We start from the raw sequence: 17,304 nt of genomic DNA, 5'->3' as shown, positions 1-17,304 counted from the left end.
ATCATCCCCAGAGGCGCAGCACAGTGAACACCGCCATGCCGACGACGACCATACCCAGCATGCGGCGCGTCACCACGTAGAACACGGTCGCGACAATGCCCGCCATCAGGCGCGGGTTGGTCCAGCTCGCATCAAAGTGGCCGTGGTTCCAGAGCAGATCGGGCAGCACGATGGCGATGAGCGCCGCAGCCGGCGCAAAGCGCAGCGCGTGCTGCAGGCGCGTGGGTAGCGTCAGGCGGTTGCCCACCGCCAGAAACAGCGAGCGCGTGAACACGGTGACCACCGTCATGCCGATGATGACCAGCCAGATTTCCAGCGCGCTCATGCGTCATCCTCCGGGGTGGGGACCACCGCGGCACGACGGCGCTGCCATTGCAGGCGCGCAGCAGCCTCATCGGCCGCCAGGCCGGCGGCCATCGCGCCGGTGACGGCAATCACGAGGCTCAATCGATACGGCAGCTTGAAGGCGATCAGCGCCAGCACCGCCGCCACGGCCACCGCCATCAGCGCGGCACGGCCACGAATGGTCGACACCATGACAGGAATGAGCGCCAGCGTCCCGGCCAATGCCAGGCCCCACGCATCAGGAAACAGGCTCGCCGCAACGATGCCCAGAATGGACGACGCCTGCCAGGCCACGAAATTGAGCAGGACCAAGCCCCAGTAGTAGCCCTCCTTGCCCGCTTGCGGCGCGGCCGACGGATACCGCTGGGTGAACATCACAAACGGCAGATCGCCGTTGAACACGCCCAACACCACCCGCCGCACGAACGGCAGATGGCCGAAATGCTGCATCAGCCCCGCGCTGAAAATGATGAAGCGCACATTAACGATGAACGCCGTCAGCAGCGCCGTCCAGATCGGCAGCCCGGCCGCCAGCAGCGGCAGCACCGCCAATTGCGACGACCCGGCATACACCAGCAGCGACATGCCGATCGCCTGCGGCAAGGTCAGCACGGACTTGCTCATCGCCACGCCCGTCACCAGGCCCCAGGCAAACACCGGCACCGTCGACGGCGTGTAGGCCCGCACGCCGGCCAGGAAGCCGTCGCGCTCGGCGGGGTCGAAGGCTTGCCAGCGCTGTTGCAACGCGGCGCGCCAGCGGGCTAGCGCCATGCTGACCTCGAAAGCGGCGAATGCATCTCTTTTAAATGGACCGGCCAGAGGCTGCCGGCAGCGCCGGAATACGCAAAGCAGCGCGGGGACGTCGGGAGCGACATGGGTGGCTCGCAGGAAACATGCGATTATACTTTTTGTATTAAGTGTCTGCTTAACGCCCCACGGACGACGACGGGGATACAACATCACGCCCGCTATTCATGCGCGCCACCACGCGCCGCAACAATCGGCGTTGGCGCGCCCGCCCCCACCCCTTACAATTTCAGCTTTGCCAGCATTTGAGCCTGCCGCATAACAAGACATGGCTGGCCCTGGCCAGACCCTGTCGGCATTTCTCACCTCATCATGACCACGCAAACCGCACCCACGATCGAAATCGGCGCAGACGACCTGCCGCTGCACTGCCCGACCGCCAAGACGCCGACCTGGAACTACCACCCGCGCGTGTTCCTCGACATCGCCGATACGGGCGAAGCCAAATGCCCGTACTGCGGCACCGTCTACAAGCTGGCTGCCGGCGTCGAACTGAAGGGCCACCATTGAGCCCGATTCACCCGCTGTACGCCGATCAGGCGAGTTGATGATGCGCAAGATCCTGGTAGTCGCCCCCAACTGGATCGGCGACGCGCTGATGGCGCAGCCCCTGTTTGCGCAGATCAAGGCGCGGCACCCGCGCGCGCAGATTCACGCCATCGCCCCGAAGTGGGTGGCGCCCGTGCTCGCCCGCATGCCGGAAATCGCGCGCGTGCTGCCCACCGAACTCGCGCACGGCAAGCTGCAGCTGGGCAGCCGCACGATGTTCGCCCAGCAGCTCAAAAACGAGACGTTCGATGCGGCCTACGTGCTGCCGAACTCGTTCAAGAGCGCGCTGATCCCGTGGCTGGCCGGCATTCCGCTGCGCATTGGCTACAAGGGCGAATCGCGCCTGGGCGTGCTGAACGTGCGCTACCCCAATCCGCCCAAGAGCGAGCGTCCGCCGATGGTGCAGCACTACGCGGCGCTGGCCTTCAAGCCCGGCGCCAAGCTGCCCGACACGCTGCCCGATCCCAAGCTGAATGTGGACGTGCAGCGCGTGGCCGCCACCTCGGCCAAATTCGGCATTGCCGGCAATGCGCGGCTCATCGCTTTCTGCCCGGGTGCGGAATACGGCCCCGCCAAGCGCTGGCCCGCCGAGCACTTTGCCGAACTCGCGCAGATGCTGCGCCGCTCGTTCCCGTACGCGCAGATCATCACGCTCGGCTCCGGCAAGGACCGCGAAATGGCCGATGCGATCGTCGAGCGCGCGCCGTTCGTGCGCAATCTCTGCGGCGAGACCTCGCTGGATGAGGCGATCGACCTGCTCGCGCGCTCCGAAGCCGCCATCTGCAACGACTCGGGCCTGATGCACGTCACCGCTGCCCTGGGGCGCCCGCAGGTGGCGGTGTTCGGCTCCAGCGACCCGCGCCACACGCCGCCGCTGTCGCCCGCTGCGAGTATCATGTGGCTCCATCTGGAGTGCAGCCCGTGTTTTGCACGCGAATGCCCGCTGGGCCACCTGCGCTGCCTGCGCGACATCGGCCCCGAGATGGTGTTTCATGAATTGCGCCGGCTGCTGCAACCGCAGTAACCACAGTAACCACAGCGCACCCCTCCCCCCAACCTTCGCCCGCCATGCCACGATTTGCCCGCCTGTTCGAAGCCGCCGAGGACATCCTCGAAGCCTATCGCGATGCGCTCAAGCGCCGCGATGCCGACGGTGCGCTCAAGCTGTGGCTGGACGAAGATTCCGTGAGCTTCATCCTGCCCGACGGCCAGCGCCTGCACGGCCACGAGCAACTGCGCGGCTGCCTCGATGCGCTGGTCGAGAAGAACCCGGTGTGGATCGAATGCCTCAGCCAGCAGGTGCATTCGTCGCTGGGCGTGTCGATTTTCGAGGCGACGGAAGCGCTGCGCTTCTCGGCCACCGCCACCGAGGCCGACCTGTACGTGCACACGACTTACGTGCTGATGCAGAACCACGAAGGCTGGCGCATCGCCCACGTGCATTCCAGCCAAGCCGCTGAAGAACGCGTGGCCGCCTCCATCGCCAGCGTCACGCACTCGCTCCACTAAGCCCGCCGCACTGGCGTGGCCGCCGTACCGTTTGATGATGCATCCGCTTCGCCACGCCGCCCCTGTTGATCTGAACCTTGGCGCCCTGCTCGCGGGGCCGTTCGAGCCGCATGCCTTCCGCTCGCCGTGGTGGCTGATCGGCGGCAATGCACAGACCATCGTGCCGGCGCGCCTGTGGCGCTTTCCGCGCATCACGTACCGGCGCGAGCGCTGGACCACCCCCGACCACGACTTCATCGACCTCGACTGGGCCACGCATGATGCGGACGCGCATGCGCCGCTCGTCGTTATGTTCCATGGGCTGGAAGGCGACTCACGCAGTCACTACGCGCGGTTGCTCATGGACGCCCTGCGTGCGCGCCGTTGGGCTGGCGTGATTCCGCACTTTCGCGGCTGCTCCGGCGAGATGAATCTCGCCCCGCGCATGTACCACTGCGGCGATGGCGCGGAGATCGGCTGGATTCTTGAGCGCCTGTATCACGAGCACTGCGTGCCGCAAGGGCGCAAGCTGCTGGCCGTGGGCATCTCGCTGGGTGGCAATGCGCTGCTGCGTTATCTGGGCGAACGCGGCATCGACGCACGTTGCGTGAGCGCCGCGGCAACCGTGTCCGCACCGCTGGACATGCGGGCCGGTGGCGCCGCGCTGTCCAAGGGCTTCAACATGGTCTACACGCGCATGTTCCTGCGCACGCTTAAGCTCAAAGCCAGCGCCAAGCTCGATCAGCATCCGGGCCTGTACGACCGCGCTGCGATGCTCGCCACGCGCAACCTCGGCGAGTTCGACAACCTCGTCACCGCGCCGCTGCATGGTTTTCGCGATGTGCTCGACTACTGGACCCGCGCGTCGTCCAAGCCCGTGCTGCACGACGTGCGCGTGCCCACGCTGGTGCTGAACGCGCGCAACGATCCGTTCCTGCCGGGCCAGCACTTGCCAGGTCCCGCAGATGTGTCGCCCGACATCGTGCTCGACCAGCCGCTGCATGGTGGCCACGTCGGCTTTCTGCTGCGACATGACGCGGGCTTGCGCCACCTTGCCGGCCGCGTCGACTGGATGCCCGCGCGCGTGCTGCGGTACTTTGACGACGTGCTCGGCCGCGCACCGCACGAAGAAGATGCCCATGGATGACGTCGTTCGCCAGGCCATGGCCAAGTGGCCCAACGTGCCGGATTGCTTCGGCTGGCTCGCGCTGGACCGTCGTGGCCAATGGCGCATGCGCAACGAGTTTGCACAGGCCAACAAGCTGTCGGGTGATCCGATCCGGCATGCACCGTTGGTCGACTTCATCGTCCGCAACTACGCGCATGACGATGCGGGACGCTGGTTCTTTCAGAACGGGCCGCAACGTGTGTTTGTCGAACTCGACTACACACCGTGGATCGTGCGACTGATGCCCGACGGCAAAGCGCACGCCTTCGCAACCACAACGGGTGCCGCTTTTGTCCCCACAGGCTGCTTTGCCGATGAGCGTGGCAATGTCCTGCTCGCTGGGCACGTGGCCGGGCGCGACGCGGAAGAAACGATCGCCGTCCTGCACGATCACGACCTGGAGCCGTTTTCCGCACTGGCGCAGTGGCATGGAGAGGCGTGCGGCGCTGCGCTGGGCACGCTCACCGTCGGCGCGCATCGGTTCGACATCGAGCCCATCCGCAGCACGGAAGTTGCGCGGCGCTATCGGTTCGTGCCGCACCCGGCCGCGTAACGCGCCCAACTTCGGCGCCCTACTTCGGCAGCGCTTTCTCCTCCACCTTCTCTTCCTTGTACTGCCGCTCCATCTGATGCAGACGCGCGTCGACCTCTGAGAGCGTGTAGAAATCCGCATCCCCCGCATCACGCGCGAGTTTGAGCTGCTCGACCGCAGAACCCCAGGCGCCATCGCGCGCGTACTTCTCGGCCAGCGCGCGGTGCTGCTCGACGCGCTTGCCCTGATCGGCATACGCGCGGGCCAGCATGTCCCACCAGATCGATTGCGTGGTGTCTTCGCGGGCCTTGTCCTTCAGATACGGAATCGCATCGTTCGTGCGGCCGGCTGCGAGCAACGTCTGCGCGTAGGTGATACCGACCGCGCGTGAGAGCGGATAGGCCGTCAGCGCCGCGCGCGCAAGCGTCATGGCCTCCGGCGTGCGACTGCGGGCGCGCGCCAGCTCGATCGCCGTCACGTCTAAATCCGCACTGCCCGATGTGATGCCCGGGATGTTGCCGTACAAGCGACGCGCTTCCAGCAACGCCTGATCCGCCTCATCCAGCCGCCCCGCCAGTTGATTGGCGACCGCGACGCCGTACCACAGTGCAGCACGCTTCTCGACCGGCGCATCTGGCGCCGACGTCAACTGCGAGCGCATCGCATTGCGCACATCGAGATAAGCGCTCGTGGACGTCTCCTGCAACACACGGGCGCGCGCCTTGGCAAAACCGAATTCCGGCCGATGGGGCTGACGTGGATGCGGCAGGCCACGCGCGCGATCTTCCATGTCGGCAATGCGCTCGCCGGTCAGCGGGTGGGTGCGCGCATAGCCGGGAATCACGCCCGTGTCGGCAATGTTAGTCACACGCTGCAGACGGCGGAAGAAGTCCGGCATGCCGTCCGGGTTGTAGCCGGCACCAGTGAGCAGCGTGAAGCCGACGCGGTCCGCCTCCCGCTCAGCGCTGCGCGAGAACGCCAACTGGTTCGACACCGCCGCCGCCTGGCCGCCAATCGCCAGGGCCTGTGCGGCATCCCCGCTCTTCGTGGCCGCCAGCCCGGCAAGCAGAATGGACGCCAGCGCAATCCACATCGACTCGCCCGACTTGTCGATGCCGCGCGCAATATGCCGCTGCAGCACGTGGCCGATTTCGTGGCCGAGCACCGAAGCCAGCTCCGATTCGCTATCCGTGGCCACCAGCGTGCCCGTATTCACGCCGATATAACCGCCCGGCAACGCAAACGCGTTGATGCCTGGATCGCGCACCGCAAACAACTCAAAGCTTGACGCCGACGCCGACGTGCTGCCCGCGACGTGCTGCCGGCGCGCCGCCTCGATCAGCTTGTAGCCAATGCCGTTGAGGTAATCGGTCAGCAGCGGGTCGGGTATGTAGTCCGGGTCCCGGCGAATCTGACGCATCACCCGGTCGCCCAGGCGGCGCTCCGTCTCCGGCGACAGCGCCGCCGTGGATGGGTCCCCCATATCGGGCAACTCATACGTCGGCGCATCAATGACGATCGGATCCTTCTGCAGATACGGCGATTGACGACCGATCTGCACGCTGCGGTTCAGGTTGCTTTGCACCTGGTCAGCCGCTGCTGCGGAACCCAAATCCGGAGGCATCGAAGCCGCCGGCGCCGAAGCCGCTGCTTGGGCCAACACAGGCAACGGCAGCGGCGCGAGCCACGTCGACAACAACACAGCAGCCGTCAGCTTGCAAACGCGCGGCCGAAAAATGGAAAGCGTCATACGGAAAGCAGGGAGTGCGGAATCAGCGCGACGACATCGCCGCGAGCCGGGTGCTTGCTATCATAAAACGCTTCGCACTCTGCTCCGCAAATCGCGCTGTCACCCATGTCGCAACTCACCCATTTCGATTCCGCCGGACAAGCCCATATGGTCGACGTCGGCGACAAGGCCGTCACGCACCGCGTGGCCGTGGCGACGGGCACGATCCGCATGTTGCCCGAGACGTTTGCACTGGTACGCGATGGCACCGCAAAAAAAGGCGATGTGCTGGGGATCGCGCGGATTGCAGCGATTCAGGGGTCCAAGCGGACGTCGGATTTGATTCCGCTATGCCATCCGTTGGCGTTGACCAAGGTGGCGGTTGATTTTGCGCTGGATGAGGCAGCGAGCACTGTCCGCTGTACGGTTCGGGCTGAGACGCGCGGGCAGACTGGGGTGGAGATGGAGGCGTTGACGGCTGTTCAAGTCGGGCTGCTCACCATCTATGACATGTGCAAAGCCGTGGATCGGGGGATGGTGATTGGGGATGTGCGGTTGGTGGAGAAGCGGGGGGGGAAGTCGGGGGAGTGGGTGGCGGGGTGATGCGGCAAACAGAAAAAGAACGCCAGTGAGGCGTTCTTCTTTACATTCCCTAGGGTCTGACTATCGGCAATCTGCCGGCGCAATATTTCCCGGCAGTGTTGCTGCTATCGCTGGTAGATCGGTGACTCCATCGCGCGTTGTCACGCCCGCTGCGTAGCAATCCCAGCGGATCGGGCCGACAGGCCGAGTGCTGCTGGTCGTTGTCCCCACCAAGGCCGCGCGGCTGGCAGTTGGCTTCAGAATCAGAGTGTTGGAGCCTGCCGCCGCCACATTTGGCGCATAGGTAATTAGAATCTCACCGGTAGTCTGATCAATCGCAATGCTGGTTACATTTCGTGTAGCCGAGTTTGCCACATCGTAGCCTTGATCCAAGACGGCCCCAGCAAGAGCGTTTTCAGCTACGGCCGTTTTGGCTGTAGCAGCCAATGCCAAGCCCTCTGTTACGCGCGAGCGCGCAACATAGTCCTGATACGCCGGCACCGCCACTGCCGCCAGGATGCCAACAATAGCAACCACGATCATCAGCTCGATGAGGGTGAAGCCGCGCTGGCGCTGATGGTTGCTTCGATATTGAACTCGCATAGATTTCTCCACAATTTATGATTTCGATTCACTCGGAAACCCGAAGTGAAGCGAGATTAGTGGACAACCTTGCAATATAGATATCAGACAACCAATTTTTACCAGCGCATAATCCAGTTCTTAAAAATCAATCTCGCGCTTAAATTCAGAAAATTTACATTGAATTCCCTTTCATTCTGCGCTAGCGAGAAGTTTTTCAGATTTTAGACGCGAACAGAAATTCTTTAAGCCGCCAACGTTGCGCTGGCAAGTCTGGCTCAGCAAGGCACTTTGCGCAGCGAAATCCGTCCAGTAGTGATTGTGAAGGCGTCGGACCTGAATGACGGCTTCTCCATTCTTACCTTCAAACGCAAGCGCCAGTGCATACCGCTGGATCGTCGAGGATGCGGGGTAGAACTGCACCGCCTGCCGCTCAAGCTTCACCAGCGAGGGCGCTGTTTGTTCGGTGACAGACGCGTTCATGGCCGTGACCAGTGTTGCGTAAGGGGTGAGCAACACGGGGCCGCCTGGGTGCCATGCCGATTCGATACGCGTGCCCGGCACGAAATAGAGCCGTTCGAGCACACGGTAATCCGCCCATAGACGAACAAGAAGCACCGCCCCCAAAACAACGATCACCCCCGAGAACCCCCAGGCGACAGGTGGCGAAGGAAACCGTAGCGTCTTGTTGTCGAGCAAGCCCAGAACGAAGGCAAACGGAAACAGAAAAAACACGTAGTGAAGCGGGTACTCCAGCAGCGAGTGCACAACCATCACGGCAATCACGGCGGACAGGAATGCCACCTCCGGAGACCGCAGTCGCTTAAGCAAGCCGAACGCCCACCACGCAAGCGGAATCAAAACCGCCAGTAAACCGGCCACGCCCGCCTTTGCCAATAGGTCGAGCACGATGTTGTGGGCATTCATCGACATCTCGACCTGGCCGACCGTGTCGGTTTGCACGTATTGATTCCATGCGTAGTCACCCCAGCCGCCGCCGAGCCACGGGTGCGCGAGGAAGATGTGCCAAGCATGCTTCCAGAGCAGCGGGCGCAGGCCGACGCCCTCCTGCATACGCTGTCCCATGGAACCAGGCAAGTCGAGCGCCCAAGCGCCATTAGCGAGCGAGATCAACCCGCCCCAGCTTTGGTACGCCAGCGCAAGCAACAGCACGGGGCCGCAGAGTGCAAGCAATCGGATTCGCCAAGCACGGCCTCGCGCTTCTGCTGCAAGCGGTATGCCGGCCAACAGCCCGACCACCGCAATGTGGATCCACGTCACCCGCGAGAACGTCAATGCCATGCCCAGCAGCAAGGCGAGCACGGCGACGGTCAGCGGACCGAGCCACTTCCGGTGGCGCTGACCCAGAAAGAGACACGCCGCCAGTCCAAACGCGAGATACGTACCGACGTGATTGGGTTGATTCAGATTGCCCCACATGCGCCGCGCACTGCCGGTCGGGGTCATTGAGAAGAAGGGCTCCGGCAGGTTTGGCACGCGGAACACCTGCACCAGCTCAATCGCCACTGTCAGCAGGCCGCCAATGGTAACGGCGACCGCAAGGGCATCCAACACACCCGGCAGATCGCGGCACCGCGCGCCTAGCCCGCAGATGACGGCAGCCGCCAGCAACGCCGCGATGGCTCCGGAAGAGAAGAATGGATTGAGCGGCGGCGCAATCGCCAGTTGCAGGATCAACACTGCAATCAACGCCAATGGCGCAAGCGCGGCTCTCGGCAGGCCAACGACTTGGCCGCACGTGGCGCCCAACACCGCCACCCCCAGCGCGATCCAGCATGCGGCTGCCACCCACTCCGAATAGAACGTGGGGATGGGATAGGTATGTGGCGCGACCAGGAAAGGCAACACCCAGCACGCCCCCAGGGCTAGCCAGACTGGCAAGAGCAAAACGGAGAATCGGCGCATCGGTGAGATGGACTGCGAAGATGCTGAAAACGAAAAGAGCGCCCGAAGGCGCTCTTGCTAGGCGGGCTAGTTTAGCTTAGGGGCCGTTCGCCACACCAGTGTTTGCGGCCGGACCGAACGCGTTCAGTCAAAACCGCCTACGGGCGCATAGCCCTTGATCGTGCCTTGCGCGTCGAGCAACGCGATCCACGTATCCAGTTGCTTTTGGCTGACAAGCGGCAGGTAATACAGTTGATCGATGGGGATGCCCGTTTTGCTTGCGGACTCGTCAACAACGGCTTGCTTGGCAGAGGGCAGCTTGGAGCGCAGTGCGGTGAGCGGCTTCATGCGTTGGCGAACAACGGGCCGACTTTCTTCGTAACTTTGCCACCAGCCTGGACGCGCGCTCGGTTCAATGCCTTGCATCGACAGCTCGATGCTTTTCAAGGTCTCTTCCCCGTTTTTTGGCGTGCGCGTTCCTAGAAGAACAGGGCCGGTCCAGGAGAGCCTCTGAAATTCAGCAGGCGCCTGCGGCAAATCGCTGGCGTTGATATCCGTTGCAGAAACTGCGACCAATCGATCGGTTTCAAAAGCCACGACCACAGGGCGCGCCAAGGTGACGCTGTGAAGGCCATACAGCAGCGCCGCTAGCTGGATCAATGCCACTAGTGATAGATCTAGCGTCAACTCTCGGCGAGACTTCACAGGATTGAACAGAACACTGGTGAGCAGCGGGCCACAAACAACATCAACGCCGACCACAATCCAAAAGAGATGCTGACCGCCCGCAACGTCACGGTAGGGGTAGGGAAACCATAGGCCGAACATCGTTGCCGCAGTCAGCGCTGCCACGACAAGACTCAGGCCAAGATGGATTAGTGCTGCCTTGGCTGCCGCTTGCACTCGTGCATGGTAAATCCAGGAGCGTATTACTGGCTTTTCAAATCGACCCATTCTCGGTGAATATCAATTCAAAAACGAAAAAAGGACTCCAGTTTCCTAGAGTCCTTTTCCTCTAATAGCCTAACTATTAGCAACCGATCCAATTAACGGCATTGAGCCGGCGCATACTTAGCCAGCACCGTGCCAGGCGTTGCAATAGTAATACCGTTTGCCGCAGCTGCGGCGCTGGTTTGGGATGCGCAACCCCAGTCAAGAACACCGGTGGCACCCGCCTGCACAGCCGCGAAAGCGGTTTGACCAGCAGCAGTATTCCGAATCCAAGGAGTCAGCGTAATCGTGTTCTGGTTAGCCGCGACACCTGCAGCCGCGGCGTTATACGTAACGGTAATAACAGGGTTAACCGTCGCTGCTGCGCCCGCGGCCACGGCAGGGAACAAAACCGAAGTCACATACTTGGAAGTTGCGCCGAGACCACCGTTTTGAAGATTCCACGTACCCGTGGCGTTGCCCATGTCTTGCAACGACGCAACGCCATCGGAAGCCAGAGTTGTCTTCGCGGATTCCGCCAGAGCCAGGCCTTCCGTCAATTTCGTACGGATGGTGTAATCCTGATAAGCCGGCAGCGCGATGGCAGCCAGAATACCGATGATCGCGACCACGATCATCAGTTCGATCAGCGTGAAACCCTTCTGGACACGCTTGTTGAGTCGCATCGACTTCATGAAATCCCCCGGATTGTTTGGTTAAAGATGATGCGGAGGAGATAGAGCATGGACCGTGCCAGCCGAAAAACCGTGCTTGTCAGCGAAAAGCTGACGCGGTTCGTATGAGCAACGTGACAGACTGTGACACGTTTTGACACCAATTGACGAAGTTCGTCAATTTGCGCCGCATAGATCACTTACACGTGCCGCAACGCCCGCCGGCTCAACCATCGACCCAGCGCCACCACAAGCAGCGCGCCCAAAACGCCGACCACCACATCCGCATACGGCACCGCACCCTCAAACCAAGCCGCATCCACCGGATCCGTCACCAACATATCCCCCGCCAGATACCCCAGCAACGCCGCCCCCAACGTCACGATCACCGGAAACCGAGCCATCACGCCCACCAGCAGCGTGCTGCCAAAGACGATGAACGGCACCGACAGCCCGAGCCCCAGCACCAGCAGCAAAAACGTCGTTCCCGGCGGCCCCTTCTCTGCGGCAGCCGCCACGGCGACGACGTTATCCAGCGACATCACCAAATCAGCAATCAAGATGGTCTGAATCGCGGGCCACAAGCCGTCGCGCTGGTGGTGATTCGCGGCCTCCTCTTCTGCTTCGGCCAGCAGCTTCACGCCGATGTAGACCAGCAACACCGCGCCGACCGTCTTCAGGTACGGCAACGCCAGCAGCTTGACAGCCAGGATGGTCAGCACGATGCGCAATACGATCGCGCCGGCGCTGCCCCAGAAAATGGCCTGCTTCTGCTGGCGCTTGGGCAAATTGCGCGCTGCCAGGGCAATGACGACCGCGTTGTCGCCCGACAGCACCACGTTGGTCAGAATGATGGAGCCGAGTGCGAACCAGAATGCGCTTGAGGTGAGCGCCATAGTGTTCCTGAAGCCGTTCTTATGGGAGGGATGATCTGCTTATACACATGTCGCGCCGAGGTCGCACGTTGCATCATCGACGAGCCTCGCGCACAAACAAAAACGGGAGCCGAAGCCCCCGTTCTCGCACAACCTCAAACCTTGCTGATTACAGCATCGCCTTGAGCAGACGCGCCATTTCCGACGGGTTCTTGGTGGTCTTGATGCCGCACTCTTCCATGATGTCCAGCTTGGCTTGCGCGGTGTCGGCACCGCCCGAGATCAGCGCGCCGGCGTGGCCCATGCGCTTGCCCGGAGGCGCGGTCACGCCAGCGATAAAGCCAACCACCGGCTTCTTCATGTTGTCCTTGATCCAGTAAGCCGCGTTGGCTTCGTCCGGACCGCCGATCTCACCGATCATGACCACGGCGTCCGTTTCCGGATCGTCGTTGAACATCTTCATCACGTCGATGTGCTTCAGACCGTTGATCGGGTCGCCGCCGATACCGACTGCCGACGATTGGCCCAGACCCAGTGCGGTGAGCTGGCCCACGGCTTCGTACGTCAGCGTGCCCGAGCGCGACACCACGCCGATGCGGCCCTTGCGATGGATGTGACCCGGCATGATGCCGATCTTGATTTCGTCCGGCGTGATCAGGCCCGGGCAGTTCGGGCCCAGCAGCAGCGTCTTGCTGCCAGCCTTACGCATCTTGTCCTTGACCATCATCATGTCGCGCACGGGGATGCCTTCGGTGATGCAAACCACCAGATCCAGCTCGGCCTCAACGGCTTCCCAGATGGCGTCAGCGGCGCCTGCGGGCGGCACGTAGATCACCGACACGGTTGCGCCGGTTTGTGCCTTCGCATCCTTGACGGTTGCGTAGATGGGAATGCCTTCGAAATCTTCGCCGGCCTTCTTCGGGTTCACGCCGGCCACGAAGGCGGCCTTGCCGTTGGCGTAGTCGCGGCAGCCGCGGGTGTGGAACTGGCCGGTCTTACCGGTGATCCCCTGGGTGATGACCTTGGTGTCTTTGTTGATCAGAATCGACATGCTGTAATCCTTTTATGCAGCGAGCCGCGCCGTCATGTTCAACGGGCGCCGCTCGCGTTCGCGTATGGTTGGGTCAGCGGGCGGCTTACTTGCCGGCGGCTGCGGCCACGACCTTCTCGGCGGCCTCTGCCATCGTGTCAGCGGCGATGATGGGCAGACCCGAGTCAGCCAGCATCTTCTTGCCGAGGTCTTCGTTCGTGCCCTTCATGCGCACAACCAGCGGCACCGACAGCGACACAGCCTTCGCCGCAGCGATCACGCCTTCAGCGATCACGTCGCAACGCATGATGCCGCCGAAGATGTTGACCAGGATGGCCTTCACGTCCGGGTTCTTCAGCATCAGCTTGAAGGCTTCGGTCACCTTCTCGGTGGTGGCACCGCCGCCAACGTCGAGGAAGTTGGCCGGCTCGCCGCCGAACAGCTTGATGGTGTCCATCGTGGCCATGGCCAGGCCGGCGCCGTTCACCAGGCAACCGATGTTGCCGTCCAGCGAGATGTACGCCAAGTCGAACTTCGAGGCTTCGATTTCAGCCGGATCTTCTTCATCCAGATCGCGGTACGCCACGATTTCCGGGTGACGGAACAGCGCGTTCGAGTCGAAGTTGAACTTGGCGTCCAGCGCGATGACCTTGCCGTCGCCGGTCAGGATCAGCGGGTTGATTTCAGCTTGCGAAGCGTCGGTTTCCCAGAATGCCTTGTACAGGCCTTGCAGGGCTTGGCGGGCTTGCGCGATCGAAGCGTCCGGCACGCCGATCTTGCGGGCGATGTCGTCAGCGTCAGCGTCGGTCAGGCCGGTCGACGGTTCGATGATCAGGGTGTGGATCTTTTCCGGGTGCGATTCGGCAACTTCTTCGATGTCCATGCCGCCTTCGCTCGAGGCCATCAGCGCGACCTTCTGCGACACACGGTCCACCACCAGCGACACGTACAGTTCCTTCTTGATGTCCGCGCCTTCTTCGATCAGCAGGCGCTTGACCAGCTTGCCTTCCGGACCGGTCTGGTGCGTCACCAGGGTCATACCCAGGATGCTGCTGGCGTATTCCTTGACCTGGTCCATGCTCTTGGCAACCTTCACGCCGCCGCCCTTGCCACGGCCACCCGCATGAATCTGTGCCTTCACGACCCACACCGGGCCGCCCAGGGTTTCAGCAGCCTTGATGGCCTCGTCGACCGAGAAGGCCGGAATGCCGCGCGGAACCGGCACATTGTATTTGCGCAGGATTTCCTTGCCTTGGTACTCATGGATATTCATGCGTGTTTCCTTTGCTAGGCAGAGTGAGTGTGATGAATGTTAAGGATCGAAAAAAGCGCGCGAGCAGCGCAACGTCCTTCAGGACGAGGGCTCGGGCGACAGCTCGATGGGTGGCGGTTGGATCTTGGGTTCGGGCTGGCTTTTGGGTTGATACGCATACCAGCGCGGATAATGCTTGCGGACCACCTCGCCCTCGAAATGCAGGGCATGGCAGCCGTGGAGTTGGTAAGGCGGCTGTTCGCCGGGCTCGATCGGCCGGTGATCGTCGGAGTTGTCGCGCACCGGAAAGACGTCGCCCGCAAAGGCCTGGATGGCAGCGGTCGGCAGCACACCGCACAGCTCGGTCAGGTGCGTACAGCCCGCCACGCCGCCGAGTCTCTCACGTGAAGCCTTTCGAAAACCCTTCATCAGGTTCAGGCCGATGAGCTTGCGGTAGGCCGGGCCGATCGTGTCGCAATGCGTGGGGTACGGCACCCAGTCGGAGCACGCTTCGGCGTCGACGACATTCATGCGGGTGTCGATGGTCACGCGCAGCCAGAGGTCGTGCAGCGGTTCGCCTTCCGGGCGGACGCCGCCGCTGGCGAGCGGAATGTCTCGGGGCTTGGTATCCGTCAGGCGCGCTTCGATGTCCCACAGACCGTCTTCCCGCAAATAGGCCTCCACCGTGATGGCACGGCGGTGACGCATGGCGCGCGGGACGGGGGCGGACAAAGGCATGAACCAGACAGACCGATAGGACCGATGAAGGAGGCGCGCAAATGCGTCGCGCAACACCTGCAGAACGTGCGTAGCAGCGCATTCGCCACCACTCACGAACACAATCGCCCTGCCACTGTGGTGTAGGACGATATCGAAGCCTTGGATTTTAACACGTCGTTACGACCGAACCGGGTCCGTTGCTGCAATGCGGCAGCAGAACGGCCGCAACAAGCCCAAACCATGCAAGCCGCAGAATCGGCACGCCCGCGGATTGTCCGCGCAGATTGTCGCGAGATCGGCGACGTTCACGCAGGATCGTCACCGTCGCCCAGCAGCTCATCGGCCCCGGAGATGATGCGTGACACCACGGAACGCGAGAACCCACGCGCCATCATGTAGCGGACCTGCTTGGCACGCTCGGCCAGGTCAGCAGGTGGCCGGCCGAAGCGCTTGTTCCACAACGCCTTGGCCCGGGCGGCCTCGGTGCTCTGCAGTTGAACCTTGACCTCGCCCAGTGTCTCTTCGCTGAGGTGATGCGTTTTCAGTTCCTGCATCAGCCGTGCAGTGCCGTAGCGGCCAGCGCGGCGGTGTACGACGCTTTCGGCAAAGCGCGTGTTGGAGAGCCAGTTCTCACCCTCCAGCCAATCCAGCAACGCGTCCACTTCTTCCGCAGATTCGGCATGCGGCGCCAGCTTGCGGCGCAGTTCCGCCCGGCTGTGCTCGCGCCGGGACAAATAGCCCAGCGCACGCGCCTTGAGCGACAACGGTTGACGGGGCAACGGCATACGCTTTCACGCCCAAAGAAAAAACGCCCGCCGTTGGGGGACGGCAGGCGTATGAAGCTCGATAGAGCCGCCGATCTGCGCCGACGGCCAACCCAATTACTCTTCGCCGACTTCCTCGGCCACCACGACGGCGTCCATCGGCGTCACGCCCAGTGCTTCGCGGACCTTGTTCTCGATCTCGCGCGCCAAATCGGGGTTCTCGCGCAGGTATTCGCGGCAGTTGTCGCGGCCTTGGCCGACGCGCTCGCCGCCGTAGCTGTACCAAGCGCCGGACTTCTCGACCACCTTGGCTTCCACGCCCAGGTCGATGATTTCGCCTTCACGCGATACGCCCTGGCCGTAAAGGATGTCGAAGATGGCTTCACGGAACGGCGGCGCCACCTTGTTCTTGACGACCTTGACCTTGGTTTCGTTGCCGACCACGTCGTCGCCCTTCTTGATCGAACCGATGCGGCGGATATCCAGGCGCACCGAGGCGTAGAACTTGAGCGCGTTACCGCCCGTGGTGGTTTCCGGCGAGCCGAACATCACGCCGATCTTCATACGGATCTGGTTGATGAAGATGACCATGCAGTTGGTCTTCTTGATGGTGCCGGTCAGCTTACGCAGTGCCTGGCTCATCAGGCGGGCTTGCAGGCCGGGCAGCGCGTCGCCCATTTCACCTTCGATTTCGGCCTTCGGCACCAGAGCGGCCACCGAGTCGATGACGATCAGGTCGACCGAGCCCGAGCGCACCAGCGCGTCGGCAATTTCCAGAGCCTGTTCACCCGTGTCCGGCTGGGAAATCAGCAGATCCGGCACGCTCACGCCGATCTTGTCAGCATAAGCGACGTCTAGCGCATGTTCTGCGTCGATGAAGGCGCAGGTGCCGCCCAGCTTCTGCATCTCGGCCACCACCTGCAGCGTCAGCGTGGTCTTACCCGATGATTCCGGGCCGTAGATTTCAATCACGCGGCCGCGCGGCAGGCCGCCAACGCCCAAGGCCACGTCCAGCCCCAGCGAGCCGGTGGACACAACCTGGACCGGCTCCACCTCGGCGTCGCCCATCTTCATGATGGAGCCCTTGCCGAACTGCTTTTCGATCTGCGCGAGCGCGGCAGCCAGCGCCTTCTGCTTTTCCGCGCTCATCGTGGCTGCCTTCTTGCCGTCTTCCATGGTCGTCCTTCGTGCAAATTGGTGTATAAATGGGCCGCAAGGGCTTGCGATTCCAGCGGTTGTCTGCAACAACGGGCCGCGAGGTGATCGCCTTGATACGGCCCAATTCCATGACTTTAGCGCCGCCAAGACTACAGCACCGCGAATTCGGAGTACTGTATAAAAAACCAGTGGTTTTGACAAGTCTCCAACACGA

At 62.5% G+C, this 17,304-nt stretch carries 19 protein-coding genes; 6 read left to right on the top strand and 13 right to left on the bottom strand.

Annotation, left to right across the window (positions count from 1 at the left end):
• Position 1: 1 nt before the first annotated feature.
• Together ACN9M1_RS02605 and ACN9M1_RS02600 are read right to left on the bottom strand one after the other, a co-directional pair.
• Positions 2-325, bottom strand: a complete 324-nt coding sequence (locus tag ACN9M1_RS02605; protein ID WP_426397138.1) for an AzlD domain-containing protein — start codon at positions 323-325, stop codon at positions 2-4.
• Positions 322-1,116 carry an AzlC family ABC transporter permease gene (locus ACN9M1_RS02600; protein WP_426397136.1) on the bottom strand — a complete coding sequence of 265 codons (795 nt, stop codon included), beginning with the start codon at positions 1,114-1,116 and terminating at the stop codon, positions 322-324. Before ACN9M1_RS02600 ends, ACN9M1_RS02605 begins: the two co-directional genes overlap by 4 nt.
• A gap of 348 nt (positions 1,117-1,464) precedes the next feature.
• Between ACN9M1_RS02600 and ACN9M1_RS02595 the strand changes: the two genes are divergently transcribed.
• Genes ACN9M1_RS02595 through ACN9M1_RS02575 form a run of 5 tightly spaced genes read left to right on the top strand, consistent with a single transcriptional unit; the run spans position 1,465 to position 4,910 of the window.
• Entirely contained in the window at positions 1,465-1,662 is a 198-nt protein-coding gene (locus ACN9M1_RS02595; RefSeq protein ID WP_426397134.1) for a zinc-finger domain-containing protein, read from the top strand.
• A 37-nt stretch (positions 1,663-1,699) separates the two neighbouring features.
• Entirely contained in the window at positions 1,700-2,725 is a 1,026-nt protein-coding gene (gene waaF, locus ACN9M1_RS02590; protein ID WP_426397132.1) for a lipopolysaccharide heptosyltransferase II, read from the top strand.
• A 44-nt stretch (positions 2,726-2,769) separates the two neighbouring features.
• Positions 2,770-3,210, top strand: coding sequence for a YybH family protein (locus ACN9M1_RS02585; RefSeq protein WP_009239042.1), 441 nt, complete (start codon positions 2,770-2,772; stop codon positions 3,208-3,210).
• Positions 3,211-3,244: 34 nt separating this feature from the next.
• A complete protein-coding gene (locus tag ACN9M1_RS02580; protein WP_426397131.1) occupies positions 3,245-4,336 on the top strand; it encodes a YheT family hydrolase in 1,092 nt (363 codons plus the stop codon).
• Positions 4,329-4,910, top strand: a complete 582-nt coding sequence (locus ACN9M1_RS02575) for a DUF2946 family protein (protein WP_426397129.1) — start codon at positions 4,329-4,331, stop codon at positions 4,908-4,910. Before ACN9M1_RS02580 ends, ACN9M1_RS02575 begins: the two co-directional genes overlap by 8 nt.
• Positions 4,911-4,929: 19 nt before the next feature.
• Here ACN9M1_RS02575 and ACN9M1_RS02570 read toward each other — a convergent pair whose 3' ends face one another.
• Positions 4,930-6,639 (bottom strand): M48 family metalloprotease, encoded by a 1,710-nt coding sequence (locus tag ACN9M1_RS02570; RefSeq protein WP_426397127.1) that lies wholly within the window; start codon positions 6,637-6,639, stop codon positions 4,930-4,932.
• 105 nt (positions 6,640-6,744) lie between these two features.
• On the opposite strand from ACN9M1_RS02570, the gene moaC reads away from it, so the two are divergent.
• Positions 6,745-7,221: a cyclic pyranopterin monophosphate synthase MoaC gene (gene moaC, locus ACN9M1_RS02565; RefSeq protein ID WP_426397125.1), complete on the top strand. Its 477-nt coding sequence runs from the start codon at positions 6,745-6,747 to the stop codon at positions 7,219-7,221.
• A 60-nt stretch (positions 7,222-7,281) separates the two neighbouring features.
• Here moaC and ACN9M1_RS02560 read toward each other — a convergent pair whose 3' ends face one another.
• From ACN9M1_RS02560 to recA, 10 genes are all read right to left on the bottom strand, one after another.
• Positions 7,282-7,803, bottom strand: coding sequence for a pilin (locus ACN9M1_RS02560; RefSeq protein WP_426397123.1), 522 nt, complete (start codon positions 7,801-7,803; stop codon positions 7,282-7,284).
• A 171-nt stretch (positions 7,804-7,974) separates the two neighbouring features.
• Positions 7,975-9,708 (bottom strand): Wzy polymerase domain-containing protein, encoded by a 1,734-nt coding sequence (locus ACN9M1_RS02555; protein ID WP_426397121.1) that lies wholly within the window; start codon positions 9,706-9,708, stop codon positions 7,975-7,977.
• A 123-nt stretch (positions 9,709-9,831) separates the two neighbouring features.
• The gene (gene tfpZ / locus ACN9M1_RS02550) at positions 9,832-10,641 is read right to left on the bottom strand and encodes a TfpX/TfpZ family type IV pilin accessory protein (protein WP_426397119.1); all 810 of its coding nucleotides are present in this window, start codon (positions 10,639-10,641) and stop codon (positions 9,832-9,834) included.
• Between the two features lie 92 nt (positions 10,642-10,733).
• Positions 10,734-11,312, bottom strand: a complete 579-nt coding sequence (locus tag ACN9M1_RS02545; protein WP_426397118.1) for a pilin — start codon at positions 11,310-11,312, stop codon at positions 10,734-10,736.
• A 179-nt stretch (positions 11,313-11,491) separates the two neighbouring features.
• On the bottom strand, positions 11,492-12,187 hold the full coding sequence (locus ACN9M1_RS02540; protein ID WP_426397116.1) for a TerC family protein: 696 nt from the start codon (positions 12,185-12,187) through the stop codon (positions 11,492-11,494).
• A 148-nt stretch (positions 12,188-12,335) separates the two neighbouring features.
• Positions 12,336-13,217 (bottom strand): succinate--CoA ligase subunit alpha, encoded by an 882-nt coding sequence (gene sucD, locus ACN9M1_RS02535; protein WP_021196607.1) that lies wholly within the window; start codon positions 13,215-13,217, stop codon positions 12,336-12,338.
• An 85-nt stretch (positions 13,218-13,302) separates the two neighbouring features.
• A complete protein-coding gene (sucC, locus tag ACN9M1_RS02530; protein WP_426397114.1) occupies positions 13,303-14,469 on the bottom strand; it encodes an ADP-forming succinate--CoA ligase subunit beta in 1,167 nt (388 codons plus the stop codon).
• 78 nt (positions 14,470-14,547) lie between these two features.
• A complete protein-coding gene (locus ACN9M1_RS02525; protein WP_426397112.1) occupies positions 14,548-15,186 on the bottom strand; it encodes a DUF2889 domain-containing protein in 639 nt (212 codons plus the stop codon).
• Positions 15,187-15,473: 287 nt separating this feature from the next.
• Complete coding sequence (gene recX, locus ACN9M1_RS02520; RefSeq protein ID WP_426397110.1) at positions 15,474-15,953, bottom strand: recombination regulator RecX; 480 nt, start codon at positions 15,951-15,953, stop codon at positions 15,474-15,476.
• A gap of 96 nt (positions 15,954-16,049) precedes the next feature.
• Positions 16,050-17,108, bottom strand: coding sequence for a recombinase RecA (recA, locus tag ACN9M1_RS02515; protein WP_426397108.1), 1,059 nt, complete (start codon positions 17,106-17,108; stop codon positions 16,050-16,052).
• Between the last annotated feature and the right edge of the window lie 196 nt (positions 17,109-17,304).

The organism is Ralstonia sp. R-29, from assembly GCF_049913345.1.
Lineage (GTDB): Bacteria > Pseudomonadota > Gammaproteobacteria > Burkholderiales > Burkholderiaceae > Ralstonia.
Note: the sequence above shows the minus strand (reverse complement) of the source record. Positions and strands in the feature narration are given on the sequence as shown.

Excerpts from the sequence above, each read along its gene's own strand:
- ACN9M1_RS02605 (WP_426397138.1), bottom strand. The coding sequence starts at position 325 with ATGAGCGCGCTGGAAATCTGGCTGGTCATCATCGGCATGACGGTGGTC.
- ACN9M1_RS02600 (WP_426397136.1), bottom strand. The coding sequence starts at position 1,116 with ATGGCGCTAGCCCGCTGGCGCGCCGCGTTGCAACAGCGCTGGCAAGCC.
- ACN9M1_RS02595 (WP_426397134.1), top strand. The coding sequence starts at position 1,465 with ATGACCACGCAAACCGCACCCACGATCGAAATCGGCGCAGACGACCTG.
- waaF (WP_426397132.1), top strand. The coding sequence starts at position 1,700 with ATGATGCGCAAGATCCTGGTAGTCGCCCCCAACTGGATCGGCGACGCG.
- ACN9M1_RS02585 (WP_009239042.1), top strand. The coding sequence starts at position 2,770 with ATGCCACGATTTGCCCGCCTGTTCGAAGCCGCCGAGGACATCCTCGAA.
- ACN9M1_RS02580 (WP_426397131.1), top strand. The coding sequence starts at position 3,245 with ATGATGCATCCGCTTCGCCACGCCGCCCCTGTTGATCTGAACCTTGGC.
- ACN9M1_RS02575 (WP_426397129.1), top strand. The coding sequence starts at position 4,329 with ATGGATGACGTCGTTCGCCAGGCCATGGCCAAGTGGCCCAACGTGCCG.
- ACN9M1_RS02570 (WP_426397127.1), bottom strand. The coding sequence starts at position 6,639 with ATGACGCTTTCCATTTTTCGGCCGCGCGTTTGCAAGCTGACGGCTGCT.
- moaC (WP_426397125.1), top strand. The coding sequence starts at position 6,745 with ATGTCGCAACTCACCCATTTCGATTCCGCCGGACAAGCCCATATGGTC.
- ACN9M1_RS02560 (WP_426397123.1), bottom strand. The coding sequence starts at position 7,803 with ATGCGAGTTCAATATCGAAGCAACCATCAGCGCCAGCGCGGCTTCACC.
- ACN9M1_RS02555 (WP_426397121.1), bottom strand. The coding sequence starts at position 9,708 with ATGCGCCGATTCTCCGTTTTGCTCTTGCCAGTCTGGCTAGCCCTGGGG.
- tfpZ (WP_426397119.1), bottom strand. The coding sequence starts at position 10,641 with ATGGGTCGATTTGAAAAGCCAGTAATACGCTCCTGGATTTACCATGCA.
- ACN9M1_RS02545 (WP_426397118.1), bottom strand. The coding sequence starts at position 11,312 with ATGAAGTCGATGCGACTCAACAAGCGTGTCCAGAAGGGTTTCACGCTG.
- ACN9M1_RS02540 (WP_426397116.1), bottom strand. The coding sequence starts at position 12,187 with ATGGCGCTCACCTCAAGCGCATTCTGGTTCGCACTCGGCTCCATCATT.
- sucD (WP_021196607.1), bottom strand. The coding sequence starts at position 13,217 with ATGTCGATTCTGATCAACAAAGACACCAAGGTCATCACCCAGGGGATC.
- sucC (WP_426397114.1), bottom strand. The coding sequence starts at position 14,469 with ATGAATATCCATGAGTACCAAGGCAAGGAAATCCTGCGCAAATACAAT.
- ACN9M1_RS02525 (WP_426397112.1), bottom strand. The coding sequence starts at position 15,186 with ATGCCTTTGTCCGCCCCCGTCCCGCGCGCCATGCGTCACCGCCGTGCC.
- recX (WP_426397110.1), bottom strand. The coding sequence starts at position 15,953 with ATGCCGTTGCCCCGTCAACCGTTGTCGCTCAAGGCGCGTGCGCTGGGC.
- recA (WP_426397108.1), bottom strand. The coding sequence starts at position 17,108 with ATGGAAGACGGCAAGAAGGCAGCCACGATGAGCGCGGAAAAGCAGAAG.